Origin of the sequence: Anaeromyxobacter diazotrophicus, from assembly GCF_013340205.1 — a bacterium.
Classification (GTDB): domain Bacteria; phylum Myxococcota; class Myxococcia; order Myxococcales; family Anaeromyxobacteraceae; genus Anaeromyxobacter_A; species Anaeromyxobacter_A diazotrophicus.
Map to the genome: position 1 here is coordinate 206249 of NZ_BJTG01000008.1, position 23121 is coordinate 229369.

The 23121-nt window shown below is 75.9% G+C and carries 19 protein-coding genes; 8 read left to right on the top strand and 11 right to left on the bottom strand.

Features of this window, described 5'->3' with window-relative positions; genetic code table 11:
• Positions 1 to 4: 4 nt before the first annotated feature.
• Complete coding sequence (locus HWY08_RS16945) at positions 5 to 916, top strand: SIR2 family protein (RefSeq protein ID WP_176067372.1); 912 nt, start codon at positions 5 to 7, stop codon at positions 914 to 916.
• Here the strand turns inward: HWY08_RS16945 and HWY08_RS16950 are convergent.
• Positions 894 to 1937, bottom strand: coding sequence for a TolB-like translocation protein (locus HWY08_RS16950; protein ID WP_235969678.1), 1044 nt, complete (start codon positions 1935 to 1937; stop codon positions 894 to 896). The two genes, HWY08_RS16945 and HWY08_RS16950, sit on opposite strands and share 23 nt — an antisense overlap.
• 190 nt (positions 1938 to 2127) lie before the next feature.
• On the opposite strand from HWY08_RS16950, the gene HWY08_RS16955 reads away from it, so the two are divergent.
• From HWY08_RS16955 to HWY08_RS16965, 3 genes are read left to right on the top strand one after another with little or no spacing between them, the layout of a single operon-like run.
• Positions 2128 to 2541 carry a hypothetical protein gene (locus HWY08_RS16955; RefSeq protein ID WP_176067376.1) on the top strand — a complete coding sequence of 138 codons (414 nt, stop codon included), beginning with the start codon at positions 2128 to 2130 and terminating at the stop codon, positions 2539 to 2541.
• A gap of 58 nt (positions 2542 to 2599) precedes the next feature.
• The gene (locus HWY08_RS16960; RefSeq protein ID WP_235969679.1) at positions 2600 to 3814 is read left to right on the top strand and encodes a metallopeptidase family protein; all 1215 of its coding nucleotides are present in this window, start codon (positions 2600 to 2602) and stop codon (positions 3812 to 3814) included.
• Between the two features lie 53 nt (positions 3815 to 3867).
• On the top strand, positions 3868 to 4110 hold the full coding sequence (locus tag HWY08_RS16965) for a hypothetical protein (RefSeq protein ID WP_176067381.1): 243 nt from the start codon (positions 3868 to 3870) through the stop codon (positions 4108 to 4110).
• On the opposite strand, the gene HWY08_RS16970 is transcribed toward HWY08_RS16965, so the two are convergent.
• From HWY08_RS16970 to HWY08_RS17015, 10 genes are all read right to left on the bottom strand, one after another.
• Positions 4107 to 4412: a hypothetical protein gene (locus HWY08_RS16970; RefSeq protein ID WP_176067383.1), complete on the bottom strand. Its 306-nt coding sequence runs from the start codon at positions 4410 to 4412 to the stop codon at positions 4107 to 4109. The two genes, HWY08_RS16965 and HWY08_RS16970, sit on opposite strands and share 4 nt — an antisense overlap.
• Positions 4413 to 4456: 44 nt before the next feature.
• Positions 4457 to 5890 carry a glycogen synthase GlgA gene (gene glgA / locus HWY08_RS16975; RefSeq protein ID WP_176067385.1) on the bottom strand — a complete coding sequence of 478 codons (1434 nt, stop codon included), beginning with the start codon at positions 5888 to 5890 and terminating at the stop codon, positions 4457 to 4459.
• Between the two features lie 179 nt (positions 5891 to 6069).
• Positions 6070 to 7071, bottom strand: a complete 1002-nt coding sequence (gene galT, locus HWY08_RS16980) for a galactose-1-phosphate uridylyltransferase (RefSeq protein ID WP_176067387.1) — start codon at positions 7069 to 7071, stop codon at positions 6070 to 6072.
• Between the two features lie 21 nt (positions 7072 to 7092).
• Positions 7093 to 8289 carry an MFS transporter gene (locus tag HWY08_RS16985; RefSeq protein WP_176067389.1) on the bottom strand — a complete coding sequence of 399 codons (1197 nt, stop codon included), beginning with the start codon at positions 8287 to 8289 and terminating at the stop codon, positions 7093 to 7095.
• 86 nt (positions 8290 to 8375) lie between these two features.
• Positions 8376 to 9254, bottom strand: coding sequence for a GGDEF domain-containing protein (locus HWY08_RS16990; protein ID WP_176067391.1), 879 nt, complete (start codon positions 9252 to 9254; stop codon positions 8376 to 8378).
• A gap of 66 nt (positions 9255 to 9320) precedes the next feature.
• Positions 9321 to 11498: a glycoside hydrolase family 57 protein gene (locus tag HWY08_RS16995; protein WP_176067393.1), complete on the bottom strand. Its 2178-nt coding sequence runs from the start codon at positions 11496 to 11498 to the stop codon at positions 9321 to 9323.
• Positions 11499 to 11542: 44 nt separating this feature from the next.
• Positions 11543 to 14596, bottom strand: a complete 3054-nt coding sequence (locus HWY08_RS17000; protein WP_176067395.1) for a class I SAM-dependent methyltransferase — start codon at positions 14594 to 14596, stop codon at positions 11543 to 11545.
• 499 nt (positions 14597 to 15095) lie between these two features.
• Positions 15096 to 15821 carry a hypothetical protein gene (locus HWY08_RS17005; protein ID WP_176067397.1) on the bottom strand — a complete coding sequence of 242 codons (726 nt, stop codon included), beginning with the start codon at positions 15819 to 15821 and terminating at the stop codon, positions 15096 to 15098.
• The gene (gene hpt / locus HWY08_RS17010; protein ID WP_176067399.1) at positions 15818 to 16348 is read right to left on the bottom strand and encodes a hypoxanthine phosphoribosyltransferase; all 531 of its coding nucleotides are present in this window, start codon (positions 16346 to 16348) and stop codon (positions 15818 to 15820) included. The genes HWY08_RS17005 and hpt overlap by 4 nt, the downstream gene beginning before the upstream one ends.
• On the bottom strand, positions 16341 to 17156 hold the full coding sequence (locus HWY08_RS17015; protein ID WP_176067401.1) for a uracil phosphoribosyltransferase: 816 nt from the start codon (positions 17154 to 17156) through the stop codon (positions 16341 to 16343). The genes hpt and HWY08_RS17015 overlap by 8 nt, the downstream gene beginning before the upstream one ends.
• 215 nt (positions 17157 to 17371) lie before the next feature.
• Here HWY08_RS17015 and HWY08_RS17020 point away from each other — a divergent pair, with 215 nt between their 5' ends.
• The 4 genes from HWY08_RS17020 (at position 17372) to HWY08_RS17035 (ending at position 23118) form a co-directional block, all read left to right on the top strand.
• The gene (locus HWY08_RS17020; protein WP_176067403.1) at positions 17372 to 18526 is read left to right on the top strand and encodes an aminotransferase class III-fold pyridoxal phosphate-dependent enzyme; all 1155 of its coding nucleotides are present in this window, start codon (positions 17372 to 17374) and stop codon (positions 18524 to 18526) included.
• A gap of 185 nt (positions 18527 to 18711) precedes the next feature.
• On the top strand, positions 18712 to 19440 hold the full coding sequence (locus HWY08_RS17025) for a proline and serine-rich protein 1 family protein (protein WP_176067405.1): 729 nt from the start codon (positions 18712 to 18714) through the stop codon (positions 19438 to 19440).
• A gap of 64 nt (positions 19441 to 19504) precedes the next feature.
• Entirely contained in the window at positions 19505 to 21070 is a 1566-nt protein-coding gene (locus HWY08_RS17030) for a carboxypeptidase M32 (protein ID WP_176067407.1), read from the top strand.
• Positions 21067 to 23118, top strand: coding sequence for a M13 family metallopeptidase (locus HWY08_RS17035; protein ID WP_176067410.1), 2052 nt, complete (start codon positions 21067 to 21069; stop codon positions 23116 to 23118). The genes HWY08_RS17030 and HWY08_RS17035 overlap by 4 nt, the downstream gene beginning before the upstream one ends.
• Positions 23119 to 23121: the final 3 nt, after the last annotated feature.

Below are 23121 nucleotides of genomic sequence, written 5' to 3' on the forward strand. Positions count from 1 at the left end.
GGGCGTGCCCCTCGCCCCCGACGTCGAGCGCGTGCTCGACCACCTGGCCGGCCGCATCCGCCGCGGGCAGCTGGTGGTGCTGGTCGGCGCCGGCGCCTCGCGCTGGGCGGCGCTGCCCACCTGGAAGCAGGCCGTCTGCGAGCTGGCGCGCGACCTCGCGCCCGCCCTCGAGGCGGCGGTGCCGGAGGCCGCGCGCCGGTTCACGCCCCCCTCGCCGGACGACCCGCTCTCGGTCGACGCCTTCCTGAAGATCGGCGAGGCGTTCCGCTGGGTCTGCGGCGAGGAGCGGCTGCACGAGCGCCTGCGCCGGCTGTTCGACGCCTCGCACATCGACGCCGCCGACCTGCCGCTCCACCGCCTGCTGGTGCGGTTCGCCGACCACGTGCCCGCCATCTACACCACCAACTTCGACGACCTGCTCGAGCGCGCGTTCGGAGCCGCCGGGCGCGCCTACCAAGTGGTGGCGGAGCCGCGCGACCTGCACGCCTGGCGCTTCGACGAGATCGACGGCGAGTTCGTGCCGCGCTTCCCCATCTACAAGCTGCACGGCTCGCTCGGCCGGCCCGGCTCGCTGGTGCTGGGCGAGTCGGACTTCCAGCGGCGGCAGGGCCTCGCCTCGCACCCGATCGACCTGCGCTTCTGCTCCGACGTGGTCGGCCGCGAGGTGCTCCTCGTCGGCTACTCCTTCTCCGACCCCAACGTCCGCTGGCTGTGGGCGAAGCTGCGCGACCTCGACGTGCTCCCGGTCGCCCACTTCCTCGAGCTGGGCGAGTCCACCGACCTCGACGTGGCCTACTTCCTCAAGGACCGCATCCACCGGATCGACCTGCGCGCCGGCGACCGCGAGCGCCCGCGCGAGCTGCTCGAGTTCCTGGAGCGGCTGCTCGGCCGGATCACTCCACCCAGTCGGCGATGAAGACGTTCGTCTCGCCCGGGCGCGAGCCGTTCCGGTTGGAGGCGAAGACCAGCTTCTTCCCGTCGGGCGAGAACATCGGGAAGCCGTCGAAGGTGTCGTTGTAGGTGATGCGCTCGAGCCCGGTGCCGTCGTCGTTCACGAGGTAGAGGTCGAAGTCGCGCCCCCGCGGATCGGCCACGTTCGAGGCGAAAATGATGCGGCGGCCGTCGGGGTGGAAGAAGGGCGCGAAGCTGGCGGCGCCGAGGTGCGTCACCTGCCGCTGGTTCCGGCCGTCGGCGTCCATCACCCAGATCTCGAGCTGCGTCGGGCGCACCAGCTTCTGCGCCAGGAGCGCCCGGTACTCCGCCAGCGCCGCCGCGTCCTTGGGGCGGCTCGCGCGGTAGACGATGCGCTTCCCGTCCGCCGAGAAGAAGGCCCCGCCGTCGTAGCCGGGCGTGTCGGTGAGGCGGGTGAGGCCGGAGCCGTCGAGGCGCATCTTGTACAGGTCGAGGTCGCCGTCGCGGGTGGAGGTGAAGACGATCCAGCCGTCCTTCGAGATGGTGGCCTCGGCGTTGTAGCCCGGGGCGTGCGCCAGCGGGGCGAGGTCGCTCCCGTCCGGGCGCGCCGTGTAGAGCTGGTAGTCGTAGAGCGCCCAGCTGTAGCCGTGCGACATGTCCGGCGGCGGCGGGCAGTCCGGGCTCGCCTCGTGCGTCGACGCGTAGAGCAGCCGGTCGCCGCCGGGGAAGAAGTAGCCGCAGGTGACGCGCCCGCGGCCGGTCGAGACGAGGCGCGGCGAGGAGCCGTCGGCGCCCATCACGTACTCCTGGTCGCAGGCGCGCCCGTCGCGCGTGGACTGGAAGACGAGCTCCCGCCCGTCGAAGCTGAAGTAGGCCTCCGCGTTCTCGCCGCCGAACGTGAGCTGGCGGAGGTGGGCGAGGTGGCGCTCCTGCGGCAGCCGGAGCTCGCGGGAGGCCGGAGCGGCGGGTGGGCGCGAGGCGCAGGCGGACAGCGACACGGCGAACAGGAGGGCGGCGCGGTTCACGCCCGCTTCATAGCGGCGAGCGGGCGGCTGCCCGTGCCCCATCGAGGCCCAGCCGCCCCGCCGCGAGGGTGCTCTCTCACGGAGAGCGCGGGTTCGCTGGTGGGGCTGGGTCGCGAAGGCAACACCCCTCCTACGCCCGCGCCGGCTGGCTTGTCCGCCCTCCGGCTCCCGCCCAGATTGAGGCGCCGGGATGCTCTCCACCTTCACGATCCTCTTCCTCTTCCGGTTCGGGTCCATCCCGCCGCCCCGCCAGCCGGCCATCTCCTTCCGCGCCGAGGCGCACGCGGCGGCCGTCGAGAGCGCGGCGGCGTGGGCCCCCCTCCACGGCCCCGCCTCCGGGGCGGAGGCGCGGGGCGACGGCCCCGGCGATCCCGGCGGTCTCGACGGTCCCGACCTCCCGCTCCTGTACGGCACCGGGCCGGTTCAGGGCCCGCTCCGCCCGGCATACCGTCCGAGCGAGTGGGTGTCGTCGGTGGCTCACCAGCTCCATCTGGCCGACCACCCGCTGGCGCGCGCGGCCCTCTGGCTCTCCGGCATCCCGGTCCAGGTCGACGCCCGCCCACCCGGCAAGGTGGTGGTCCGGCTCACCCTCCGCGGGTTCTAGCGGCTGGCGCCTGCCCGGCCGTTGGTAGGCCCGGCCGGGTGTGGCAGACTCCCGGGCGGTGACCGGACGATCGCCTCGCTCCCCGCTCCTCGCGCTCCTCCTCGCTGCCGCCTGCAGCCGGCCCGTGCCGCCGCGGCCGCCAGCGGCCGCGCAGGCGAGCGCCCCGCCGCCCGCGACGCGCGGCCAGCTCGCCCAGGTCCGCCCGCCCCCCGCCCCCTGCGCCCGGCGCGGCCCCGCCCGGCTCCTGCTGGAGGAGGCGGACCTCGAGCTCGATCGCGGTCAGCCGGCGCGCGCGCTGGCGTGCGCCGAGGAGGCGCTGCGCCTCGCGCCGCGGCTGGTGGCCGGCCTGCGGCTCCGCGCCGAGGCCCTCGTCGACCTCGACCGGCTCGACGACGCGCGCCTCGCGCTCTCGCGCGCGCTCGCCATCGACCCCGACGACGCGGAGACGCTCCACGCCGCGGCCGACCTGTACGTGGCGCGCCTCCCCGGGGACCGCGCCACGCTCGAGCTCGGGCTCGAGTACGCCCTGCGCGGCGCCCGGGCCGCCGAGCGGCGCGGCCGCGCCGACGCGGAGCTCACCGGGGCGCTCGTCCTGCTCGCCGCCATGGCCGAGAACGACCTGGGCGAGAGCCGCGCGGCGCTCGCCCACGCCGAGCGGGCGCTGGCGCTCCACCGGGGCGACGTCGACGCGCAGTACGAGCGGGGGGTGGCCCTCTACGAGCTGTGCCGCTTCGACGAGGCGCGCGGGGCGCTGGAGCGCGTCCGCGCGCAGAAGCCCGAGGACGCCTGGACGCTGCACTACCTGGCGCTCGTGGCCGAGCGCTCCGGCCAGGGGCGCCACGCCGAGGAGCTGGAGCGGCGGGCGCGCACCCTCGCCCCGGACGAGCTGGGCGGCGGGGTCACCATCGCGCGGGCCGACTTCGAGGCGGAGGTGCGGCGCGCGGTGGCGGCGCTGCCGGAGGTCGAGCGGCGGGCGCTCCAGGCGGTGCCGCTCGAGGTGGCCGACGTGCCCGCCCTGGACGACCTCACGGCGGTCGATCCGCCCCTGTCGCCCTCCATCCTGGGCCTCTTCCGGGGCCCCTCCGAGGGCGAGCCCTGCCTCCCGGAGGACGGCCCCCGCTGCCGCAGCGTGGTGCTCTACCGGCTCAACCTGGCGCGCTTCGCGCGGAGCCAGGCCGACCTCTCGGAGCAGGTGCGCGTCACGCTCCTGCACGAGCTCGGGCACCTGCACGGGGAGTCGGACGACGAGCTGCGCGCCCGCGGCCTGGAGTAGCCGGGGCAGGCGCCGCTTGACCGGGCGCGCGCCGGCGCGGTTAGCTCTCACCCATGGCGAACGGCGACCGCTGGGAGCGCTGGGGCGTGAGCTACACCACGCGCGAGGGCAGGCCCGTCCTCTCGGAGGAGTCGATCTGGCAGCTCGAGCTGCTCCACCCGGAGGCGGTGGAGCGGACGCCCGAGGGCGCGCTCTACCTGCACCTCGACCAGACCTACCTCGTCACCGCGATCCCCGGGCGCGCCTTCCGCGCGCTGGTCCCGGCCGAGCGGCCGAGGCGCGTGGCGCCCCGCTAGGGCTTGCGCCGCGGCCCGTGCGGCCCGCCGCCCCGCCGCACGTGCATCGCGTTCATCTCGGGCGACTGGGGCGGCTCGGGCTCGATGAGGTTCGTGAGGTCGTCCTCGGGGCCGGGCAGGTCGCCGCCCGAGTCGCCGCCGAGCCGGGTCGGCGCGGCGCCCCCGACGTTCGAGAGCGGCACCACCCGCTCGCCGCGCTCGTCGTCGAAGTCCGGCCGCTCCCGCGCCCGCACCGTCGGCTCGGGGAGGTCGGGACCGTCGTCTTCGAGGGAGGGGCGGGGGCTCTTGCGGCGCTCTTTCACGCTCCAACGGTGAGGCGCCGCTCGGCCGCCGGCAACGCCGGGCCCTAGCTGGAGCGGAGCCGGGCGAAGAGGCGCTCGTACGCCCCGGCGCTGGCGCGCCAGGAGAAGTCCTGCGCCATGCCGCGCTCCTGCAGCCCGCGCCAGGCGCGCGCGTCGCGGTAGACGTCGAGCGCGCGCCGCAGCGCGGTGGTCATGGCGGCCGGGTGGTACTCGTGGAAGGTGAAGCCGGTGCCGCGCCGGGCGCCGTCGAAGTCCTCCACCGTGTCGGCGAGCCCGCCCACCGCCCGCACCACCGGCACCGTGCCGTAGCGGAGCGAGTACATCTGGTTGAGCCCGCACGGCTCGAAGCGGCTCGGCATGAGGAAGGCGTCCGCGCCCGCCTCCATCCGGTGGGCGAGCTCCTCGTCGAAGCCGATCCGCGCCGCCAGCCGCGCGGGCACCTCGCGCGCCGCCCGCGCGAACAGCTCCTCGTAATCGCGCCGCCCGCTGCCGAGCAGCGCGAGCTGGACGTCGAGCTGGAGCAGCGCCGGGAGCGCCGCCGCCACGAGGTCGATCCCCTTCTGCTCGGCGAGCCGGCCGACCATGGCGACCACGGGAACGTCCGCCCGCACCGGCAGCCCCAGCTCGCGCTGCAGCGCCTGCTTGCAGCGCGCCTTCCCGGCGAGGGCGGCGCGGTCGTAGTGCGCGGCGAGCTGCGGATCGCGGGCCGGGTCCCACACCGCGTCGTCGATGCCGTTCAGGATCCCGGAGAGCCGCCCGGCGCGGTGGCGCAGGAGCCCGTCGAGCGAGCAGCCGTGCTCGGGGGTGAGGATCTCCCGCGCGTAGTTGGGGGAGACCGTGGTGACCGCGTCGGAGAAGACGATCCCCGCCTTCATGAAGTTGAGCTGGTCGTAGAACTCGACCGCCTCGTAGCGGAACACCTCCCATGGCAGGCCCACCGCCGGCACGAGCTCCTTCGGGAACACGCCCTGGTAGGCCAGGTTGTGGATGGTGTAGACGCTGCGCGCGCGGCCGGCCCAGCCCGCCTGCGGGTGCTCGTGGCGCAGCATCCAGGCGCCGAGCGCGGCCTGCCAGTCGTGCAGGTGGACCACGTCGGGCGCGAAGCCGAGCGCGCGCGGCACCTCCAGCGCGGCCCGGCACAGGAACGCGAAGCGCTGGGCGTTGTCGGGGTAGTCGCGCCCGTGCTCCTGGTAGAGGCCGCGGCGGTGGCCGAACCAGCGCTCGTGCTCGACGAGGAGCGCCTCGGCGCCGCCGAGCCGGCCCCGCCACAGCCCGCCCACCTCGCCGCGCGCGTGCACCACCTCGGGGAGCCGGGTGAGCGCGTGGGCCGACGGGTCGATGGAGCCGTAGCGCGGCGTCACCACCTTCACCGCGTGCCCGCGCGCCGCGAGCGCCGCGGGCAGCGCGCCGGCCACGTCGCCCAGCCCGCCCGTCTTCGAGAAGGGCGCCACCTCGGAGGCGACGAAGAGGACGTTCATTCCGTGTTCACGTTAGCAGCAGAAGCGGGTGGGGGCCCCGCGAAGCGGGGGAGGGCGGAGCCCTCTCGGCGGGGCGCGGGCGCGGGGGCGGCGCAGCCGCGCGCGCCAGCGCACGGGACCCGCCGCGCGGGGTGGGGCCCCAGCCAGCTCTGCTGGATGGGGCGGGGCGCAGCCCCGTTCTAAGTCACCACCAGGCGCAGGAACTCGGCCGCCTCCTCGGGCGGGACCGGGTTGATGTGGAAGCCCGAGCCCCACTCGAACCCGGCGACGTGGGTGAGCGCCGGCATGACCTCGATGTGCCAGTGGTACGACGGGCTCGCGGGGTCGCGGAGCGGGTTCGAGTGCAGGATGAAGTTGTAGGCCGGGTCGCCGAGCGCCGCCCCGAGGCGCCGCAGCGTCGAGCGCAGCGCCTGGGCGCAGTAGGCGAGCCGCTCCTTCGGCTCCGCCTCGAAGTTCGACTCGTGCCGCTTCGGCACCACCCAGGTCTCGAAGGGGCTGCGCGGCGCCCAGGGCGCGAACACCACGAACTCCTCGTTCTCCAGCACGAGGCGGCTGCGGTCCTTCCGCTCCTGCATGACGATGTCGCAGAAGATGCACCGCTCGCGGTGGTCGAAGTGCCGCCGCGCGCCCTCGATCTCCTCCTGCACCTGCCGCGGGGTGACCGGCAGCGCGATGAGCTGCGAGTGCGCGTGCTCGAGCGTGGCGCCCGCCGCCTGGCCGTGGTTCTTGAAGAGCAGGATGTACCGGAAGCGCTGGTCGTTGCGCAGGTCGAGGATGCGCGCCTTGAAGGCGAACAGCACCTCGGTCACCTCCGCGTCGGAGAGCGCGGCCAGGTCCTTCGTGTGGTCGGCGGTCTCGACGATGACCTCGTGCGCGCCCACCCCGTTCATCCGGTCGTAGATGCCGTTCGCCTCCCGCTCCAGGTCGCCCTCGATCATGAGCGCCGGGTAGCGGTTCGGGATGACCCGCACCTTCCAGCCCGGGCCGTCGACGGGCCCGGCCGCGGGCCGCCCGGCGGCGTACACCTCGTGCGGCGTCTTGTCCTCCTGCCCGGGGCAGAAGGGGCACAGGCCGGAGGGGACGTGGTCGAGCGGGCGCTGCACGTCGCTCGGGCGCTTGGCCCGCTCGGTGGCGATGATGACCCAGCGGCCGACGATGGGATCCCTGCGCAGCTCGGGCATGCGCCCTCCTCGCGAACCGGCCTAGCCGTCGCGCCCGCGGGCCGGCTCGAGCGGCGCGCCGCCGGCCGGGGCGGGGCGCCGCAGCGTGGAGCCCACGGCGGCGGTGGCGAGCATGATGACGGCGCCGCCCAGGTAGGGGGCGGCGAACCAGAGGTGATCGTAGGCGTTCGTGGCGGAGATGGGCCCCACCACCCGCCCCAGCGCCGCCGCCGCCTGCCCCACCCCGAGCGTGCCGCCCTGGTCGTCGGCCGCCGCGGACCGCGAGATGAGCGAGGTGAGCGCCGGCGTGGTCAGGCCCGACCCGAAGGCGAGCGGCAGGCAGGCGCCGAGGAGGCCGCCCAGCCCGCCCGCGTACGGGAGCGCCGCGAGCCCCGCCCCCTGCGCCAGGAGGCCCGCGACGAGCAGCGCCCGCTCCCCGAACCGCCGGGTGAGCGGTCCGATGAGGCCGCCCTGCACCACGGTGACCACCACGCCGATGAAGGCGAAGACGTAGGAGACCTCGCTGCGATCGAGGTGGTAGCGGTGCGCGGCCAGCAGCGCGAAGGTGGCCTCCATCCCGCTGAAGGCGAGGATGGCGAAGAGGTAGATCAGGATCAGGCGGCGGATGCCCGGTTTCTTGAACTCCTCGACGAGCCGCAGGAAGCGCGGGCGGTGCTGCGCCTCGACGCGGGCCGCCGGCTCCGGCAGGACGAAGAAGGCGGCCACCCCGTTCACGGCCGCGAGGGCCGCCGCGGCGTAGCCCGGCGCCGCCAGCGACACCTTCGAGAGCAGCCCGCCCATGGCCGGCCCGAGGATGAAGCCGAGCCCGAAGGCGGCGCCGATGAGGCCCATGCCGCGGGCGCGCCCCTCGGGCGGCGTCACGTCGGCGATGTAGGCCTGCGCGATGGCGATGTTGGCGGTGGCCGCGCCCGCGAAGAGCCGCGAGACGAGCAGCCACGCGAAGGTGGGCGCGACCGCGTACCCGAAGAACGCCACCGCCGTCATGACGATGGAGAGGAGCAGGAGCGGCCGGCGGCCGAGCCGGTCGGACAGGCGGCCCCAGATCGGCGTGAACACGAACTGCATCGCCGAGTAGCCGGTCATGAGCCAGCCGATCTGGCTGTCCGGCGCGCCCAGCCGCTCGGCGTAGAGCGCCATGACCGGGATGACCATGCCGAAGCCGAGCAGGTCGACGAAGACGATGACGAACAGGATGGCGAGCGAGCGGCGGGTCTTCACGCGGCAGCCATGTTAACGGAGCGCGCCCGAGATCGCCGGGAATCCCGTGCCCGGCGCGCGGCGGGGGCGAGGCGCGGGGGCGCGCGTCAGGCGAGCACCCGGTTCCGGCCGGCTTCCTTGGCCTGGTAGAGCCGCTCGTCGGCGCGCCGGACGAGCGCCTCCGGGCTCTCGTCCTCGGGCGAGAGCTCCGCCACGCCGATCGACACCGTGAGCGGGATGCGCGCCCCGTCGAAGAGGAACGCGTGCTGCTCGACGAGCCCCCGCACCTTCTCGGAGAAGAAGCGCGCCTTCTCGAGCGGGACGCCGGGCAGGAGCAGCGCCAGCTCCTCGCCGCCGATGCGGGCGAAGAGCTGCTCGGCGCGCACCAGCGGGCGGACCAGGGCGGCGAGCTCCCGCAGCACCTGGTCGCCGGCCAGGTGGCCGAACCCGTCGTTCACCCGCTTGAAGTGATCGAGATCGAGCAGCGCCAGCGCCAGCGGGTGGAGGTGGCGGCGGGCGCTCGACACCTCGCGCCGGAGGGCCTCGGCGAAGCCGCCCTTGTGGACGAGCCCGGTGAGCGGGTCCTCGTCGGCGAGTCGCTTCACCTCGGCGTGGTAGAGCGCCTCGAGGTCGCCGCCGGCCAGGTACTTGAGGATCACCGAGCCGACGCGGACGTGGTCGCCCGGCGAGAGCTCCCGCGCCGACACCCGCTCCTCCCCGACGAAGGTGCCGTTGGTCGAGCCGAGGTCCTCCAGGAGGTGCCGCTCCCCCTCGCCGCGCACGCGGGCGTGGCGCCGCGAGACGTCCTCCGCCTCCAGCACCAGGTCGCACCCGGCGTCGCGCCCCAGCACCACCTCGCGGCGCGCGAGCGGCAGGCGCGCCCCCAGCAGCCGGCGCATCGGCGCGTGGATCACCACCAGGCAGCCCTCGCCGGCCGCCGGGCCGGGCGGGGCGAAGCCCGAGAGCCGCGTCTCCTCCGTCGACATCGCGCGGAGGGTCTCACAGGCCGCCCGGGATCGCCAAGCGGGCGCGCGGGGCGCGATATCGGGCCCTCACACCCGCCAGTGGATCCGCTCGAAGTCCTGGTCGGGCACGGTCAAGGTCACGTAGCCGGCGCGCGGCAGCCGCTCCAGCTCCACCCCGCCGCGGAGGACGTGCAGCGCCAGGGCCACGCGCTCGCCGGGCGCGAGGCCCAGCTCCGCGAACGGCAGCGCCAGCTCCATCACGCGCGCGAAGGCCGCCCGCCCGAGCGGGGCGCCGTCGCGCCGGCCCGGCCGCTCGACCCCGTCGCAGGCCGGGGTGAAGTCCACCTGCGCCTGCACCCCCGTCGCGAGCAGCTCCACCCGCACCGCGCTGCACGCCTCGGTGGCCCGCTGCGGCGACTCCACCGGATCGAGCCGCAGGTACAGGTGGCCGAGGTCGAACCCGTAGCGCAGCGCCTCGAACGCCTGCGCGCCGCCGAACATCGAGCCGCGCGCCTGGCCGGGCCGGTAGACGCCCCCGCCCTGCCACTCGAAGTAGGTGGTCTCGCGCCCGTCGATGGTGGGCGTGATGAGCAGGGTCGGCTCCCGCAGCGGCTGGGCCTCGGCGCCGGCCGGCAGCTCCGCCCGCTTGATGGGCTCGAGCGCCTCGATGGGCAGGGGCGCGCCGATGAGCTGGCAGGCGGCGATGACGTAGGACCGGAACAGCCCGTCGAACTCGACCGCCAGCTCGGTGTGGAAGTCGTCCCCGTACCACCAGTACCAGTCGGATCCCTCGGCGGCGTAGAGGTGCCGGTGCGCCAGCGCGATCGCCTCCCGCGTGACGCTCGGCGCCGGCGCCGCCTCCACCCGGGCCAGCGCCTCGCGGGCGCGCCCGAGCGCCGTCCAGGCGCGCCGGTCCTCCTCGTGGCCCATCCAGATCCGGTAGGACGCCTCGATCCAGGACCCGGAGTGGATGCGCGGGATGACCGGCCCCGGCGCGCCGGCGGTGGCCTCGGTGAGGGTGGCGGTGGCGAGGTCGGGGGAGCTCTCCAGCCGCCGGTAGAGCGCCTCCAGGAAGTCGCGCCCCGAGCCCTGGAAGTGCTCCCACGGGTTCTCGCCGTCGAGGAACACGCCCACCGTGGCCGGGCCGGGCTGCCCGTCGTCCTCCCACGCCTCGCCGATGGCGGCCAGGTGCGAGGTGAAGTCGGCCGCCGCCTCGGCCGCGCCGGTGCGCTGGTAGCTGAAGCCGATGAGGTCGGAGAGCCCGCGGTCGCGGAACAGCATGGGCAGCTCGCGGGCCCCGGCCTGGACGCGCCAGGGCCGGTAGAGCGCCCGCGGCCGCGGGGTGCCCTCGGGCAGCGAGTGGAGCAGCACGCCCTCGTCGGTGGCGGCCCAGCGCACGCCCTCCGAGGCGAGCAGCTCGAGCGCCTCGGGGGACACCGAGCCCTCGGCCGGCCACATCCCGGCGGGCCGCGCGCCGAAGTGGCGCTCGTGGCTCGCGATCGCCTCGCGCACGTGCCAGCGCGCGTCCTCGGGCCAGGCGAAGCGCGGCGGCAAGGGCAGGTGCGGGAGCGCCCGCCGCGCCGAGTCGGTGTCGCACACGAGCGGGAGGATCGGGTGGTAGTAGGGCGTCGAGGACAGCTCGACCTGCCCGCGCTCGGAGAGGGCCCGCCAGCGCGGCGCGATCTCGCCGACCACCCGCCGCTGCGCCGCCAGCACGTAGTCGAGGTCCGCCTCCGTGTAGCCACGCCCCTTGGCCCGCAGCGCCGCCAGCCCGGGGTCGTCCTCGACGGCCCCGAACCCGAACCAGCCGAGGTTGAAGAGCACCTGCAGGTCGGCCAGCTCCGCCTCGCTGAAGCCGCTCGCCACCCGCGCCAGGTCCAGGTAGCGCACGTCCCGGCCGCGCTTCTGGAGCAGCTCCCAGTAGCGGGGCATGGGCTTCACCACCGTCTCCCAGTCGATCATGAAGAACGACCGGAGCACCGCCTGGCGCTCCTCGGGCAGGAGCTCGCGGGCGCGCTTCCTCGACAGGTCGAGGAAGCGATCGCGCGCCTCGCCCCGGGCGTACGCCTCGAGCTGCTCCATCAGCACCGGGGTGAAGTTGACGGTGCAGCGGATGGCGGGGTGCCGCTCCAGCATCCACGCCATGTCGTAGTAGGCGCGCGTCGCGTGCAGGCGCACCCACGGCAGGAGGAACTCGCCCGTCTCCGGCGCGCGGTAGAGCGGCTGGTGCATGTGCCAGAGGAAGGCGAGCCGGACCTTGGCCATCGGGTGCGAGCTGTAACGGAGCCGAGGGTGCGCCGCCGCCCGCGCTACCGGAAGAGCTTCCCCAGGCCGCCCTTCGACTTGAGCTTGAGCTCGCCCATCTCCTTGGCGAGGCGCCCCAGCCGGTCCGTCTTGTCCGCGATCTCGCGCTGGAGGCGGGAGATGCGGGTGTCGCGCTCGCTCACCTGGGACTGCAGGAGGTCGCGCTCGTGCGCCATCCGCTGCAGCCGCTCGGCCACGCCCGCCCCGGGGGCGTCGGGCGAGGTCCGCGCCGCCTCGGCCACCGCCTCGGCGTCGGAGAGCCGCCGCAGCGCGTCCGCCAGCTTGCTCTCCGCCTCGCGGGCGCGCACCTCGGGGGCGCCCGCGGCCGCCGCCTGCGCGGCGCGCTCCGCCAGCTCGCCCTGGGCCGCGGTCAGCTCGGCGGCGCGCCGCTCCGCCTCGGCGCGCAGCTCGGCCGCCTCGGCGGCGCGCTCCGCCAGCTCCTCGCGGAGCCGCGCCACCTCGCCCGCCGAGGCGGCGCCGCCGGAGGCCTGCGCCGCCTGCAGCCGGCCCTCGATCTCCTCCTTCTCCCAGCGCACCGCCTGCAGCTCGGCCTCCAGGGTGGCCGCCTCCGCCTCGGCGGTCTCGGCCGCGGCGCGCGCGGTCTCGACCTCGGTGCGGAGCCCGGCCGCCTCGGCCTGGGCCGGCGTGAGCGCCTCGGCGTACGAGGTCTCCGCCGCGCGCCGGGCCGCCTCGGCTTCGGCCCGCGCCGCCTCGGCCTGCCCCGCGGCCGCGCGGGCCGCGGCCGCGTCGGCCTTCTGGGTGGCCAGCTCCTCCTCCAGCCGCCCCACCCGATCGCGCAGCGCCTGCCGCTCCTCCTCCACCTCGGCGAAGCGCGCCGCCAGCGCCTCGCGCGCGCTGGAGAGCTCCCCGCGCAGCCGCGCCGCGGCCGCGCTCTCTTCGCTGCGCTGGGAGCCGACCGCCGCCGCCCGGCGCTCCGCCTCCTCGGCGCGGGCGGTCGCCTCCGCCACCCGGCCCTCGACCTCCTTCAGCCGGTCGGCGAGCAGGTCCGCCTCGGCGTGACCGCGGGTCACGGCCGCCTCGGCGTCCTCGGCGCGGCGCAGCGCCTCGGCGAGCCGCGGCCCGGCCGCGCCGGACTCGGCCTGGGCGGCCGCGAGCTCCGCGCGCGTGCCCTCCAGCTCGGCGCGCGCGGCCGTGAGCGCCGCCGCGAGCTCCTCCGCCCGGGCCCGCTCGGCCTCGAGCCGCGCGCCCCCGTCGGCGCGCTCCGCCTCCAGCGAGGCGAGCTTCGCCTCCGCCGCGAGCGCCCGCGTCTCCAGCTCGGCGGCCTCCCCGGCGTGCTCCTCGCCGCGGCCCCGCAGCACCTCGACCTCGGCGGCGAGCCCGCTCGCCTGGGCGGACAGCGCCGCCTCGCGGCGCCCCGCCTCCTCGGCCTGGGCGCCCCGCGCGGCCAGCTCGCGCTCGAGCTCCTCCGCCCCGGCCCGCGCGGCGGCGAGCGCCGCCTCGGCCGCGGCGACCGCGCCGGTGAGCTCGGCCTCCCGCGCCTCGGCCGCGGCCGCCTCCGCGGCCCGCGCCTCCTCCGCGGAGCGCTGCGCCTCGCGCAGCGCAGCCGCCTCGGCGCGCGCCGCCTCGGCCTCGCGCCGGGCCGCCTCGGCGAGGGCAGCCTGCTCCGCCGCGCCCGCCTCCGCCGCCGCGCGGCCGTCCCGCGCGACGGCCAGCTCGCCCTCGGCCGCGGCCAGCCGCGCCAGGGCCTCCTCGCGCTCGCCGGCCGCCGCCTCCGCGGCGGCGCGCGCGCTCGCGAGGTCCGCGTCCGCGGCAGCCCGCGCGGTGGCGAGCTCCGCGTCCGCACCGGCGCGGACGCTGGCGAGCTCCTCGTCCGCCGCGGCCCGCGCGGCGTCCGTCTCGCGCCAGGCCGCCTCCGCCGCCTCGCGCGCCTCGGCCGCCGACCGCGCCGCCTCCGCGCGCGCCTGCTCGGCCGCGCCCGCCTCGCTCCGCGCCTGGTCGCGCTCCTCGGCCCGCGCCCGCGCCTCCTCCTCCAGCGCGGCCACGCGCTCCTCGCGCAGGCGCGCCTCGACGCGGGCGCCGCGCAGGTCGGCCTCGCGCGCGGCGACCTCCTCCTGCGCGGCCGCCAGCTCGCCGCTCCGGGCCGCCAGCTCCGCCTCGGCGCGCGCCACCGCGTCCGCGAGCTCGTTCCGCCCCGCGCGCTCCGTCTCCAGCCGGGCCGCGACGTCGGCCTGGCGCGCCGCCGCCGCCTCGAGCTCGGCGCGCAGCGAGGCGATGACCTCCTCGAGCGCGCCCGCGCGCGCCTCCGCCTCCGCGCCCGCGGCGCTGGCCCGGGACAGCGCCTCGTCGCGGCCCGCCAGCGCCTCGGCGCAGCCGGCGTGCGCGTGCGCGGCCTCGGCGCCCGCCAGGGCCGCGTCGGCGAGCGGCCCCGGGGGCAGGGTCACGAGCACCATGCTGGCGAGCCCGGTGGGGCGCGCGCCGCACAGCGCGACGTAGTAGGCGGCCTCGGGGGCGCCGGAGAGCGAGCCGTCGACGCCCAGGTCGGGCGCGTCGTCGCCGCGCGCGGCCGGGGCGATGACCCAGCCCACCGCCGGCGACTGCGTGGCCACCTCGACCACGTCGAACTGGGCCGCCAGCGCGCCGGCGAAGCTCTCGTACGAGGGCACGTCGAGGATGGGCGGCTCGCCGGCCAGGGCGGCGAGGCCGCGCGCGCCGGCGGCCGCGAGCGCGGTGACGAGGTGCCCGCGCGGCGAGAGCAGCTCGGCCAGCGCCGCCAGGCGCTCGGGGCTCGCCGCCAGCGCGGCGCCGTCGGCGACGAGCACGAGGTCGAAGGCGTGCTGCGGGAGCTCCTCCAGCGCCGCCGCGCGGAACTGCACGAAGGGGTGCGCCGAGACCTCGGCGGCGCGGCCGAGCCCCAGCCCGTCGTCCTCGACCGAGAGCACCGCCGCCGCGCCGCGCTCGGCCAGCGCCAGCGCCGACGCGCCGTCCGTCGCGCGCGCCGCGCCGATCTCCAGCACGCGCCGGCCGCCCAGGATCGGCTCGATGAAGCTGTAGCGCGAGAGGAGGTCGGCCGCCCCATGCGGCGCGTAGAAGGTGCTCATGCTGCTGATGTTACACCGGGTGGGGTGCCTTCCGCGCCCGGGCGCCTGGCCGCTGGCGCTATCGCCCGGGCGCCCCGGCGCGACGGAGCCGCGGCGCCCGCCGCCGGCGCGCGGCGCAGGCTGGGGCGGCGACGCCCTTACATGTGGGCTCGGGCCCGCACCGGCGGAGATCCGGTCGGCTCAACCCTGAGTCGTGCCCGGCGCCGGCGCAGCCCCTGGCGCCGCCGGACCCGGGCCCGCCTCGCCGAAGGGCGCTCCCTGGCGCAACTCCCGGGCCCTGTCGCAGTCCGCCCCACAGGCGGCGATGGCGAGCGCGAGCAGCACAGCGGTGAGCACCCACAGCCGGGTCACGGCGGCGGAAGCTAGCCGTGGGGCCGGCGTGCGTCAAGGTGGGTGAAGGGCCGGCGCAGCGGGGCGCGCCGGGGCCTGTGCGCGGCCGCTGGCGGTCGCCTGTCGCGGTTCGCGGTCGCGGTTCGCGGTTCGCGATCGCCGCCCGCCGTCACCGCGCCGGCGCAGGACCTGGCTGCTGCACCTGCGCGGCGGGCGCCGGCGGCGCGGCCTCCGCCGGCGGGACTGGCTGGTTGCCGCCCGGCGACGCGAGCGCGCGCTCGGCCCGGTACAGCTCGTCGACGGTGGGTCCGACGAGGCGCAGCGCCTCCCCGGCCTCTCCGGCGTGGTGGGAGGACGAGGCGGCGGTGAGCTTGAGCTTCTCGCGCGCCTGGCGGAGCGCGTCGGTGGCCTTCCCGAGGAGCTGGCGCGCCTCGAAGTAGCCGGACTCGGCGCGCACGGTGCGCAGGTCCTCGCGCTGGGTGGCGGAGAGGCCGGCCAGCTTCTCGGCGCGGTCGATCCACGACAGCGCGCGCTCCACCAGCTCGGGCTTCTCGGTGGCGAGGTCGTCGCGCGCCCACTTGGCGAGGTACTCGTAGAGCGCCTGGTCGAGGCCGCCCCGGTCGTCGAAGGTGCGCTCCTCGTCGAGCTTGAAGCCGGCGGGCGGCTTCAGCGGCGCGTAGGCCTGCGCCTGCGCCGGATCGGCGGTCTTGAAGGTCTGGCGGCCCATCGGCGCCATGACCCCCTTCTTCACGGTGAGGTAACCGTCCTCCAGCGCCAGCGTGTAGGTGCGCGCGTTCCGCTCGGAGAGCAGGTAGACCACCACCGCGAACAGCGCCAGCACCGCCACCACCAGCAGGAAGGTGCGGCCGGCCGAGCCGCGCGCCGGGGCGCTCATGGCTTCACGACCCCGAGGAAGGGGAGGTTGCGGAAGCGCCCGTCCCAGTCGAGCCCGTAGCCGATCACGAACTCGTCGGGGATGGAGAAGCCCTTGTACGCGATGGGCACCTGCACCTTGGCGCGGGCCGGCTTCTCGAGCAGCGCGCACACCTTCACGCTGGCCGGGTGCCGGGTGGCGAGGTTCTCGAGCAGGTACTGCATGGTGAGCCCGGTGTCGACGATGTCCTCGACGAGCAGGATGTGCTCGCCGTCGATGGGCCGCGACAGGTCGTTCGTGATGCGCACCACGCCGCTCGACTTCGTGCCCTGGTACGAGGTGGTGCCGATGAAGTCCACCTTGAGCGGCAGGTCGATGGCGCGCGCCAGGTCGGCCAGGAACATGAAGCTGCCCTTCAGCACGCCCACCAGCGTGAGCGGCTGGCCGGCGTAGTCGGCGCTGATGCGGGCGCCCAGCTCCGCGATGCGCGCGGCGAGCTGCGCCTCCGAGAGCAGGACCTCGACCTTCTCGCCCCCGAGCCTAGACATAGGCGTTGTTCATGATCTCGCCGAACCCGCCGCCGCCCGGCACGATGTACTGGTGGTCGGTGAGGCCGCGCTCCTCGGCCCAGCGCGTGCCGGGGACGGTGGCCATGACGTCGGGCGCCGAGAGGCCGCGGTCGAGCCGCACCGCGTAGACCTCGACGTCCGGGTGGTCGGCCGTCATCCGCCGCAGGTACTCGGGGGTGACGATGAGGTGGATGTTGATGATCCGGCGCGGCGTCCCGGGCACCTTCTTCTTGTAGGTGGAGATGGCCTCGGAGAGCGAGCTGCCGGTCGCGCCCATGGGGTCCGGGAAGAGCAGGAAGGCGTCCGCGACGTCGCCGCCGATCTTCATGCCGCCGATGCCGGCCCCCACCACCTCCTCGTTCTCGCCCAGCATGCGGCTCATGATGATGTGGTCCTGCCGCACGCCGCGCGGGTCGAGCGCCACGTTGAGGAGGTCGTAGACCGTCTGCGACGGGATGGCCCCGGCGCGGGCGATGTTGACCGTCACCGCCCGGACCGAGCGATCGAGCACCTCGCCGTGGAACACGCCGGCGGGGGTCACGTCGATCATGCGGGTGGCGACGTCGCGGACGACGCGCGGGAACTCCGCGTTCATCACGTCCTCGAGCAGCCGCCCGTAGATGTCCACCACCAGCCGGTTGATGGCGGGCTGGATGGTGTCCTTGGCGCAGAGCTGGGCGAGCTGCGAGAGGAGGTAAGGGTTCGAAAGGATGTGGACGTTGGGCCCGTACCGGTGCTCGATCTCCGAGTGGCGGAACGGGATGTTTTCGTAGAGGCGGTCGGGCACGGCGCGCATCCTGCCAGCCCGATCCGGCGGCGGCAAGGCGCATGGACCGGGGGCAGGAGGCGGTCGAGCGGGCCCCTCTCATGGTCGGGCCGCTTCGAGCGACGTCGCTGGGGGCGCGGGCCGCGAGCCCGTGACGATGGCGGGCTCGAGCGGCTCGCGGTCGAGGGCGAGCCGGTCCCGATCGGAATGGATCGTTTGGACTAAAATCCTCGCCGATGGCGACCTCGATGCGACACACCTTTCTATGCACGGGGCACACGCCCAGGCTCACGGACGTCGTCAGGGCCGAGAACTGCCGGCTCTGGACCTCGGAGGGGCGGCGCTACCTCGACCTCGAGTCCGGGGTGTGGTCGACCTCGCTCGGGCACGGGCACGGCGCGGTGACGGCCGCGATCGAGGCGCAGCTCCACGAGCTCGTGCACACGGGCTACTGCTACTACCACCCCGTCGTGGATCGCGCCGCGGCGAAGCTGCTGGACGTCACGGGCATCGAGGGCGGAAAGGCCCTCTTCCTGGCCTCGGGCAGCGAGGCGGTGGAGCTCGCCCTCGCGATCGCCGCCGAGGCGACGGGCCGGCGCAGGTTCATCACGCTCGCTGGGAGCTATCTGGGGGCCTACGGCATGGCCTCGAGGACCGCGGCCGACCAATGGATCGAGGTGGACTGGGAAGGGGACGAGGGCCTCGGGGACCTGCCTCTGGAAGAGGCGGCGGCCTTCGTGCTCGAGCCGGGGAGCTCGAGCGGCCGCGTCAGGTTCCCCCCGCGCGCGCTGGTCGAGGCGCTCGCGCGGCGCGTCCGCGAGGCAGGCGGACTCGTCATGGCCAACGAGGTCACCACGGGCCTGGGTCGCACGGGCGAGTGGTTCGGGTTCAACCACTACGGGCTGAAGCCAGACCTCGTCGCGATTGGAAAGGGGCTTGGATCCGGCTACCCGGTGAGCGCGGTGGCCCTCGGGGAGGTCTGGCGCCGCGTGGACCTGGGCCACTTCCACTACGCCCAGTCGCACCAGAACGACGCCCTCGGCGCGGCGGTGGCCCTGGCGGTCATCGAGGAGCTGGAGCGGAGCCGGCTCGTCGAGAAGGCGCGGGAGGACGGCGCCCGTCTGCTCGCGGGCCTCGAGGCGATCGGGGCGAGGCACCCCGTCATCCGCGAGGTCCGTGGTAGGGGCCTCATGCTGGCGGTCGAGTTCGTGCCTGCGGACGGTCCGTCCAGGGCTCTCCGGGTGGCGGAGGCCCTCTTCGAGCGCGGCATCATCCTGGTCCGCAGGCCGGGCCTGGAGATCCTCAGGCTCGACCCGGCCCTCACCGTCGCGCGGGAGGATCTCGACGAGTTCCTTTCCGCGTTCGAGACGGTCGTGGGTGGGCTCGGGTAGCCGGGACGGTGGGTGTCGCACGCGCACGAAGATCGCCGACGGCCGCGGCGCCGCGTGCCTCCACCCGCCGGCTCGCCCGTGGGCGACTGTGCGTCCGTGTCGGCGAGCGCCCCGGTGCCCAGCGGCGGCGCGGCCTGACAGAATGCGCGCCCACGCCCGCACGTCTGCTGGCGGGAGGCCCCACCATGAAATGGATCGCCGCCGTCGCCCTCGCCGCCACCGCCCTCACCGCCTGGGCCCAGCCCGCGCCCGAGCTGCCCGGCTTCACGCGCCCGCGCGAACTCGGCCCGGAGCCTCGCCCCGCGCCCGCCTACCCGGCACCAGCGCCCGCGCCGGCGCGGGCCGCCCTCTCGATCGACTACGCGCAGCATCCACAGGGCGCGACCCTGGTCGCGGTGCGCGCCCCTGACGGCACGCCGTGCCGCATCGCGGACGAGCGCGGGCTCGTCGCCGAGGGCGGCGCGCCCCTCACCGTGCGCGCTCACCCGGGAGCGCTCTACCGCGTCGAGATCCTCCCCCCCGGCCGCCCACCGCTCACCGGCGAGGTCGCCGCCAGCGCCGGCCAGGTGGCGACGACCTGGGCGGCCGTCCCGCTCCTGCCCGCCCCCCCGCCGCCGGTCGCGGGGCCGGCCCCCATGGACCCGGACGCGTTCGACGGCCTGCTGCAGTCGCTCGGGCGCGGCCCGGAGGTCCGCCAGCTCGAGCGCGTGAGGGCGGCCGCGCGCCGCAACTATTTCCTGGTGAATCAGGTGCTCGATCTCCTGGACGCGTTCACCTTCGGGAGCTCGAAGCTGAGGGTGCTCGAGCTCACCCGCGACCGGATCCTCGACCGCGAGCACGAGCGCCGCATCCTGGAGCGCTTCAGCTTCCCGCCGGAGCGCGAGCGCGCGCGGCAGCTCCTCGCCCGGGGCTGACCTCTCCGCCGGCCATCGCTCCACCGCTTGTCTCCTGCTCGGCGGCCGCATAGATGTTGCGGCCATGCCCGAGAACGCCTGGGAGCTCGTCGCGGCGGGGATGGCGGACCTGCGCGCGCTGCAGGGCGCCGCCACGCTCCTCACCTGGGATCAGGAGACCTACCTCCCGAAGGCCGGGGCCGAGGCGCGCGGCGAGCAGCTCTCCGCGCTGCAGGGGCTCTACCACGAGAAGCTCACCGCGCCGGCGCTGGGGGACGCGATCCTCGCGGCGGAAAAGGCGCTGCGAGCGGAGGGGCAGCCGGATGAGGCTGGCCCGGAGCGAGCGGGGGGCATGGGGGGGACGCCTCCGGCGGACCCCCCATCCTCGAGACACGCTGCGCTCCGCGCGCTCCGCTTCGACCGCGACCGCGCGGTGAAGGTCCCGGCCCGGCTCGTGCGCGAGCTGGCGCGGGAGCAGTCGGCCGCGCTCGTCGCGTGGCGCGAGGCGCGCGAGCAGGACCGGTTCGACCGCTTCGCGCCTCACCTCGAGCGGCTGCTGGCGCTCCGCCGGGAGCAGGTGCAGGCGATCGGCGTGCCGGCGGGCGGCGAGCTCTACGACGTGCTCCTCGACGGGTACGAGGAGGGGATGCGGGTGGCGCGGCTCGAGCCGCTCTTCCAGCAGCTCCAGGGCTGGCTCGTGCCGCTGGTCGAGCGCCTCGCCGCCCGGCCCCCGCCGCCGGACCCGTTCGCCGGGCGCCGCTTCGACCCCGAGCAGCAGTGGCAGCTCACGCTCGAGGTCCTCGCGGCCATGGGCTTCGACCTCGACGCCGGGCGCCAGGACCGCTCCATCCACCCCTTCACGCTCGGCCTCGACCCGCGCGACGTCCGGCTCACCACCCACCTCCACGAGGAGGCGCCGCTCTCGGCGCTCTTCTCCACGCTGCACGAGGGCGGGCACGGCCTCTACGAGCAGGGCCTGCCGGTGGCGCACCGGCGCACCTTCCTCTGCGCCGCCGCCTCGCTCGGCCTGCACGAGTCGCAGTCGCGGCTGTGGGAGAACCTGGTCGGCCGCTCGCGCCCGTTCTGGCGCTGGCTGCTGCCCCGCCTCCAGCAGCGCTTCCCGGCGCTGGCCGGGGTGGACCCGGACGCGTTCCACCGCGCCGTGAACCGGGTCGAGCGGACGCTCATCCGCACCGAGTCGGACGAGGTCACCTACAACCTCCACGTCGCGCTGCGCTTCGAGCTGGAGCTCGGGATGCTGCGCGGGACGCTCCAGGTGAAGGACCTCCCCGCCGCCTGGGACGACGGCATGCAGCGGCTGCTCGGGGTGCGCCCGCACCGCGCCGCCGAGGGCGTCCTGCAGGACATCCACTGGGCCTGGGGCGAGCTCGGCTACTTCCCGACCTACACCGTCGGCAACCTGTACGCGGCGAGCCTCTTCGCCGCCGCCCGCACCGCGCTGCCGGGGCTCGACGGCGACCTCGCGGCGGGGCGGCTCCTCCCGCTCCGCGACTGGCTGCGCGAGCACGTCCACCGGCACGGCCGGGCGCTGCCGGCGGAGGAGCTCGTCCGCCGCGCCACCGGGCGCGGCCTCCAGGACGGCGACTTCCGCGCCTACCTCGAGGCGAAGTACGGGGCCCTCGCGCCGTGACCGCCCGCCCCCCCCTCGCGGCGCTGGCGCTCGCCGCCGCGCTCCACGCTCCGTCCGCGCGCGCCGCCGGCGAGGCGCCGCTCACCCGCCTCCCCTACACACCCGGCCTCGACCCGGCGGCGATGGACCGCGCCGCCGACCCGTGCGTGGACTTCTACGCCTTCGCCTGCGGCGGCTGGCTGGCGAAGAACCCCATCCCGCCCGACGAGTCGCGCTGGGGCGTCTACGGCAAGCTCGCGCACGAGAACCGGCAGCTCCTGTGGGGGCTGCTCGAGGAGGCGGCGCGGCCCGGCCCCTCGCGCGGCGACGCCGCGCGGCAGGCGGGCGATTACTTCGCCGCCTGCATGGACGAGGGGGCGGTGGAGCGCGCCGGCGCGGCGCCGCTCGAGGCGGAGCTGCGCCAGGTGCGCGCGCTCCGCTCGAAGCGGTCGCTGGCGGCGCTCCTCGGCCGGCTGCAACCGTCGCTCGGGGACGAGCTCGCCTTCGACCTCTCCAGCGAGCAGGACATGAAGGACGCGACGCGGGTGCTGGCGGTGCTCTCCGCCGGCGGGCTGGGCCTTCCGGACCGCGACTACTACCTCAAGGACGACGCGCGCTCGGAGGAGATCCGAGCCCGCTACGCCAGCTACCTGGAGGGCCTCCTGCGCCTCGCCGGGGAGCCGCCCGAGGCGGCGCGGGCGGGCGCGCGGACCGCCCTGCGGCTCGAGACGGCGCTCGCCCGCGCCGCCCTGAGCCGCGTCGACAAGCGCGATCCGTACCGCGTCTACCACCGGCTCGGCCTCGGCCAGCTGCAGGCGCTCACCCCGTCCTTCGACTGGCGGGCCTACCTCGCCGCCGCCGGCGCGCCGCGCCTGCGGGTCTTCAACGTGACCGAGCCCGCCTTCTTCCTCGAGCTCGAGGCGCGCCTCGCCGAGGAGCCGCTCGAGGCCTGGCGCACCTACCTGGTGGCGCGCCTCGCCGACGCGCGCGCGCCCTACCTCTCGCGCCCGTTCCAGGAGGCGCACTTCGCGTTCCACGGGGCGTTCCTGGAGGGGGTGAAGGAGGACCGCGCGCGCTGGAAGAAGTGCGTGGCGTGGGTGGACCGCGACCTCGGCGAGGCGCTCGGGCAGCTCTTCGTGGCGCGCGCCTTCGCGCCGGCGGTGAAGGCGCAGGTGGAGGACCTGACCCGGCGGGTGGAGCGCGCCATGGCGCGGCGCATCGCCGAGAGCCCCTGGATGACGCCCGCCACGCAGCGGGCGGCGCTCGCGAAGCTCGCGCTCCTGCGGAACAAGATCGGCTACCCGGCGCGCTGGCGCGACTACCGGCGGCTGCGCCTCGACCGCGGCGACTTCTTCGGCAACGTGGCGCGCACCGGGCGCTTCGAGACGGCGCGCCAGCTCGCCAAGGTGGGGCGGCCGGTGGACCGCGAGGCCTGGGACATGACCGCACCGACCGTGAACGCCTACTACAACCCGCAGCTCAACGACATGAACTTCCCGGCCGGCGTGCTCTTGCCGCCCCTGTGGGATCCGTCGCTCGATCTGGCCCCCGGCTACGGCAACACCGGCGGCACCATCGGGCACGAGCTCACCCACGCCTTCGACGACGAGGGGCGGCAGTTCGACGGGCGCGGCAACCTGCGCGGCTGGTGGACGCCCGAGGACGCGGCCGAGTTCGAGCGCCGGACCGCCTGCTTGGTGGAGCAGTTCGGCCGCTATCCGGCGGTGGACGAGGTGAAGGTGAACTCGCGGCTCACGGTGGGCGAGGACGTGGCCGACCTGGGCGGCACCACGCTCGCGTACCTGGCCTGGCAGGAGGCCACCCGCGGCCAGCCGCTCGCGCCGCGCGACGGGCTCACACCCGCCCAGCGCTTCTTCGTGGGCAACGCGCAGTGGGCCTGCGAGAACGAGACCGACGAGGCGAAGCGGGTCCACGCGGTGACCGACGCGCACTCGCCGCCGCGCTGGCGCGTGAACGGCCTCTTCGCCAACATGCCCGAGTTCCGCGAGGCGTTCGCCTGCCGCGCCGGGCAGCCCATGGCGCCCGAGCACGTCTGCCGGGTCTGGTGACGC

Coding starts and splice junctions, on each gene's coding strand:
- HWY08_RS16955 (WP_176067376.1), top strand. CDS start 2,128: ATGCTCTCCACCTTCACGATCCTCTTCCTCTTCCGGTTCGGGTCCATC.
- HWY08_RS16965 (WP_176067381.1), top strand. CDS start 3,868: ATGGCGAACGGCGACCGCTGGGAGCGCTGGGGCGTGAGCTACACCACG.
- glgA (WP_176067385.1), bottom strand. CDS start 5,890: ATGAACGTCCTCTTCGTCGCCTCCGAGGTGGCGCCCTTCTCGAAGACG.
- galT (WP_176067387.1), bottom strand. CDS start 7,071: ATGCCCGAGCTGCGCAGGGATCCCATCGTCGGCCGCTGGGTCATCATC.
- HWY08_RS16990 (WP_176067391.1), bottom strand. CDS start 9,254: ATGTCGACGGAGGAGACGCGGCTCTCGGGCTTCGCCCCGCCCGGCCCG.
- HWY08_RS16995 (WP_176067393.1), bottom strand. CDS start 11,498: ATGGCCAAGGTCCGGCTCGCCTTCCTCTGGCACATGCACCAGCCGCTC.
- HWY08_RS17000 (WP_176067395.1), bottom strand. CDS start 14,596: ATGAGCACCTTCTACGCGCCGCATGGGGCGGCCGACCTCCTCTCGCGC.
- HWY08_RS17005 (WP_176067397.1), bottom strand. CDS start 15,821: ATGAGCGCCCCGGCGCGCGGCTCGGCCGGCCGCACCTTCCTGCTGGTG.
- hpt (WP_176067399.1), bottom strand. CDS start 16,348: ATGTCTAGGCTCGGGGGCGAGAAGGTCGAGGTCCTGCTCTCGGAGGCG.
- HWY08_RS17020 (WP_176067403.1), top strand. CDS start 17,372: ATGGCGACCTCGATGCGACACACCTTTCTATGCACGGGGCACACGCCC.
- HWY08_RS17025 (WP_176067405.1), top strand. CDS start 18,712: ATGAAATGGATCGCCGCCGTCGCCCTCGCCGCCACCGCCCTCACCGCC.
- HWY08_RS17030 (WP_176067407.1), top strand. CDS start 19,505: ATGCCCGAGAACGCCTGGGAGCTCGTCGCGGCGGGGATGGCGGACCTG.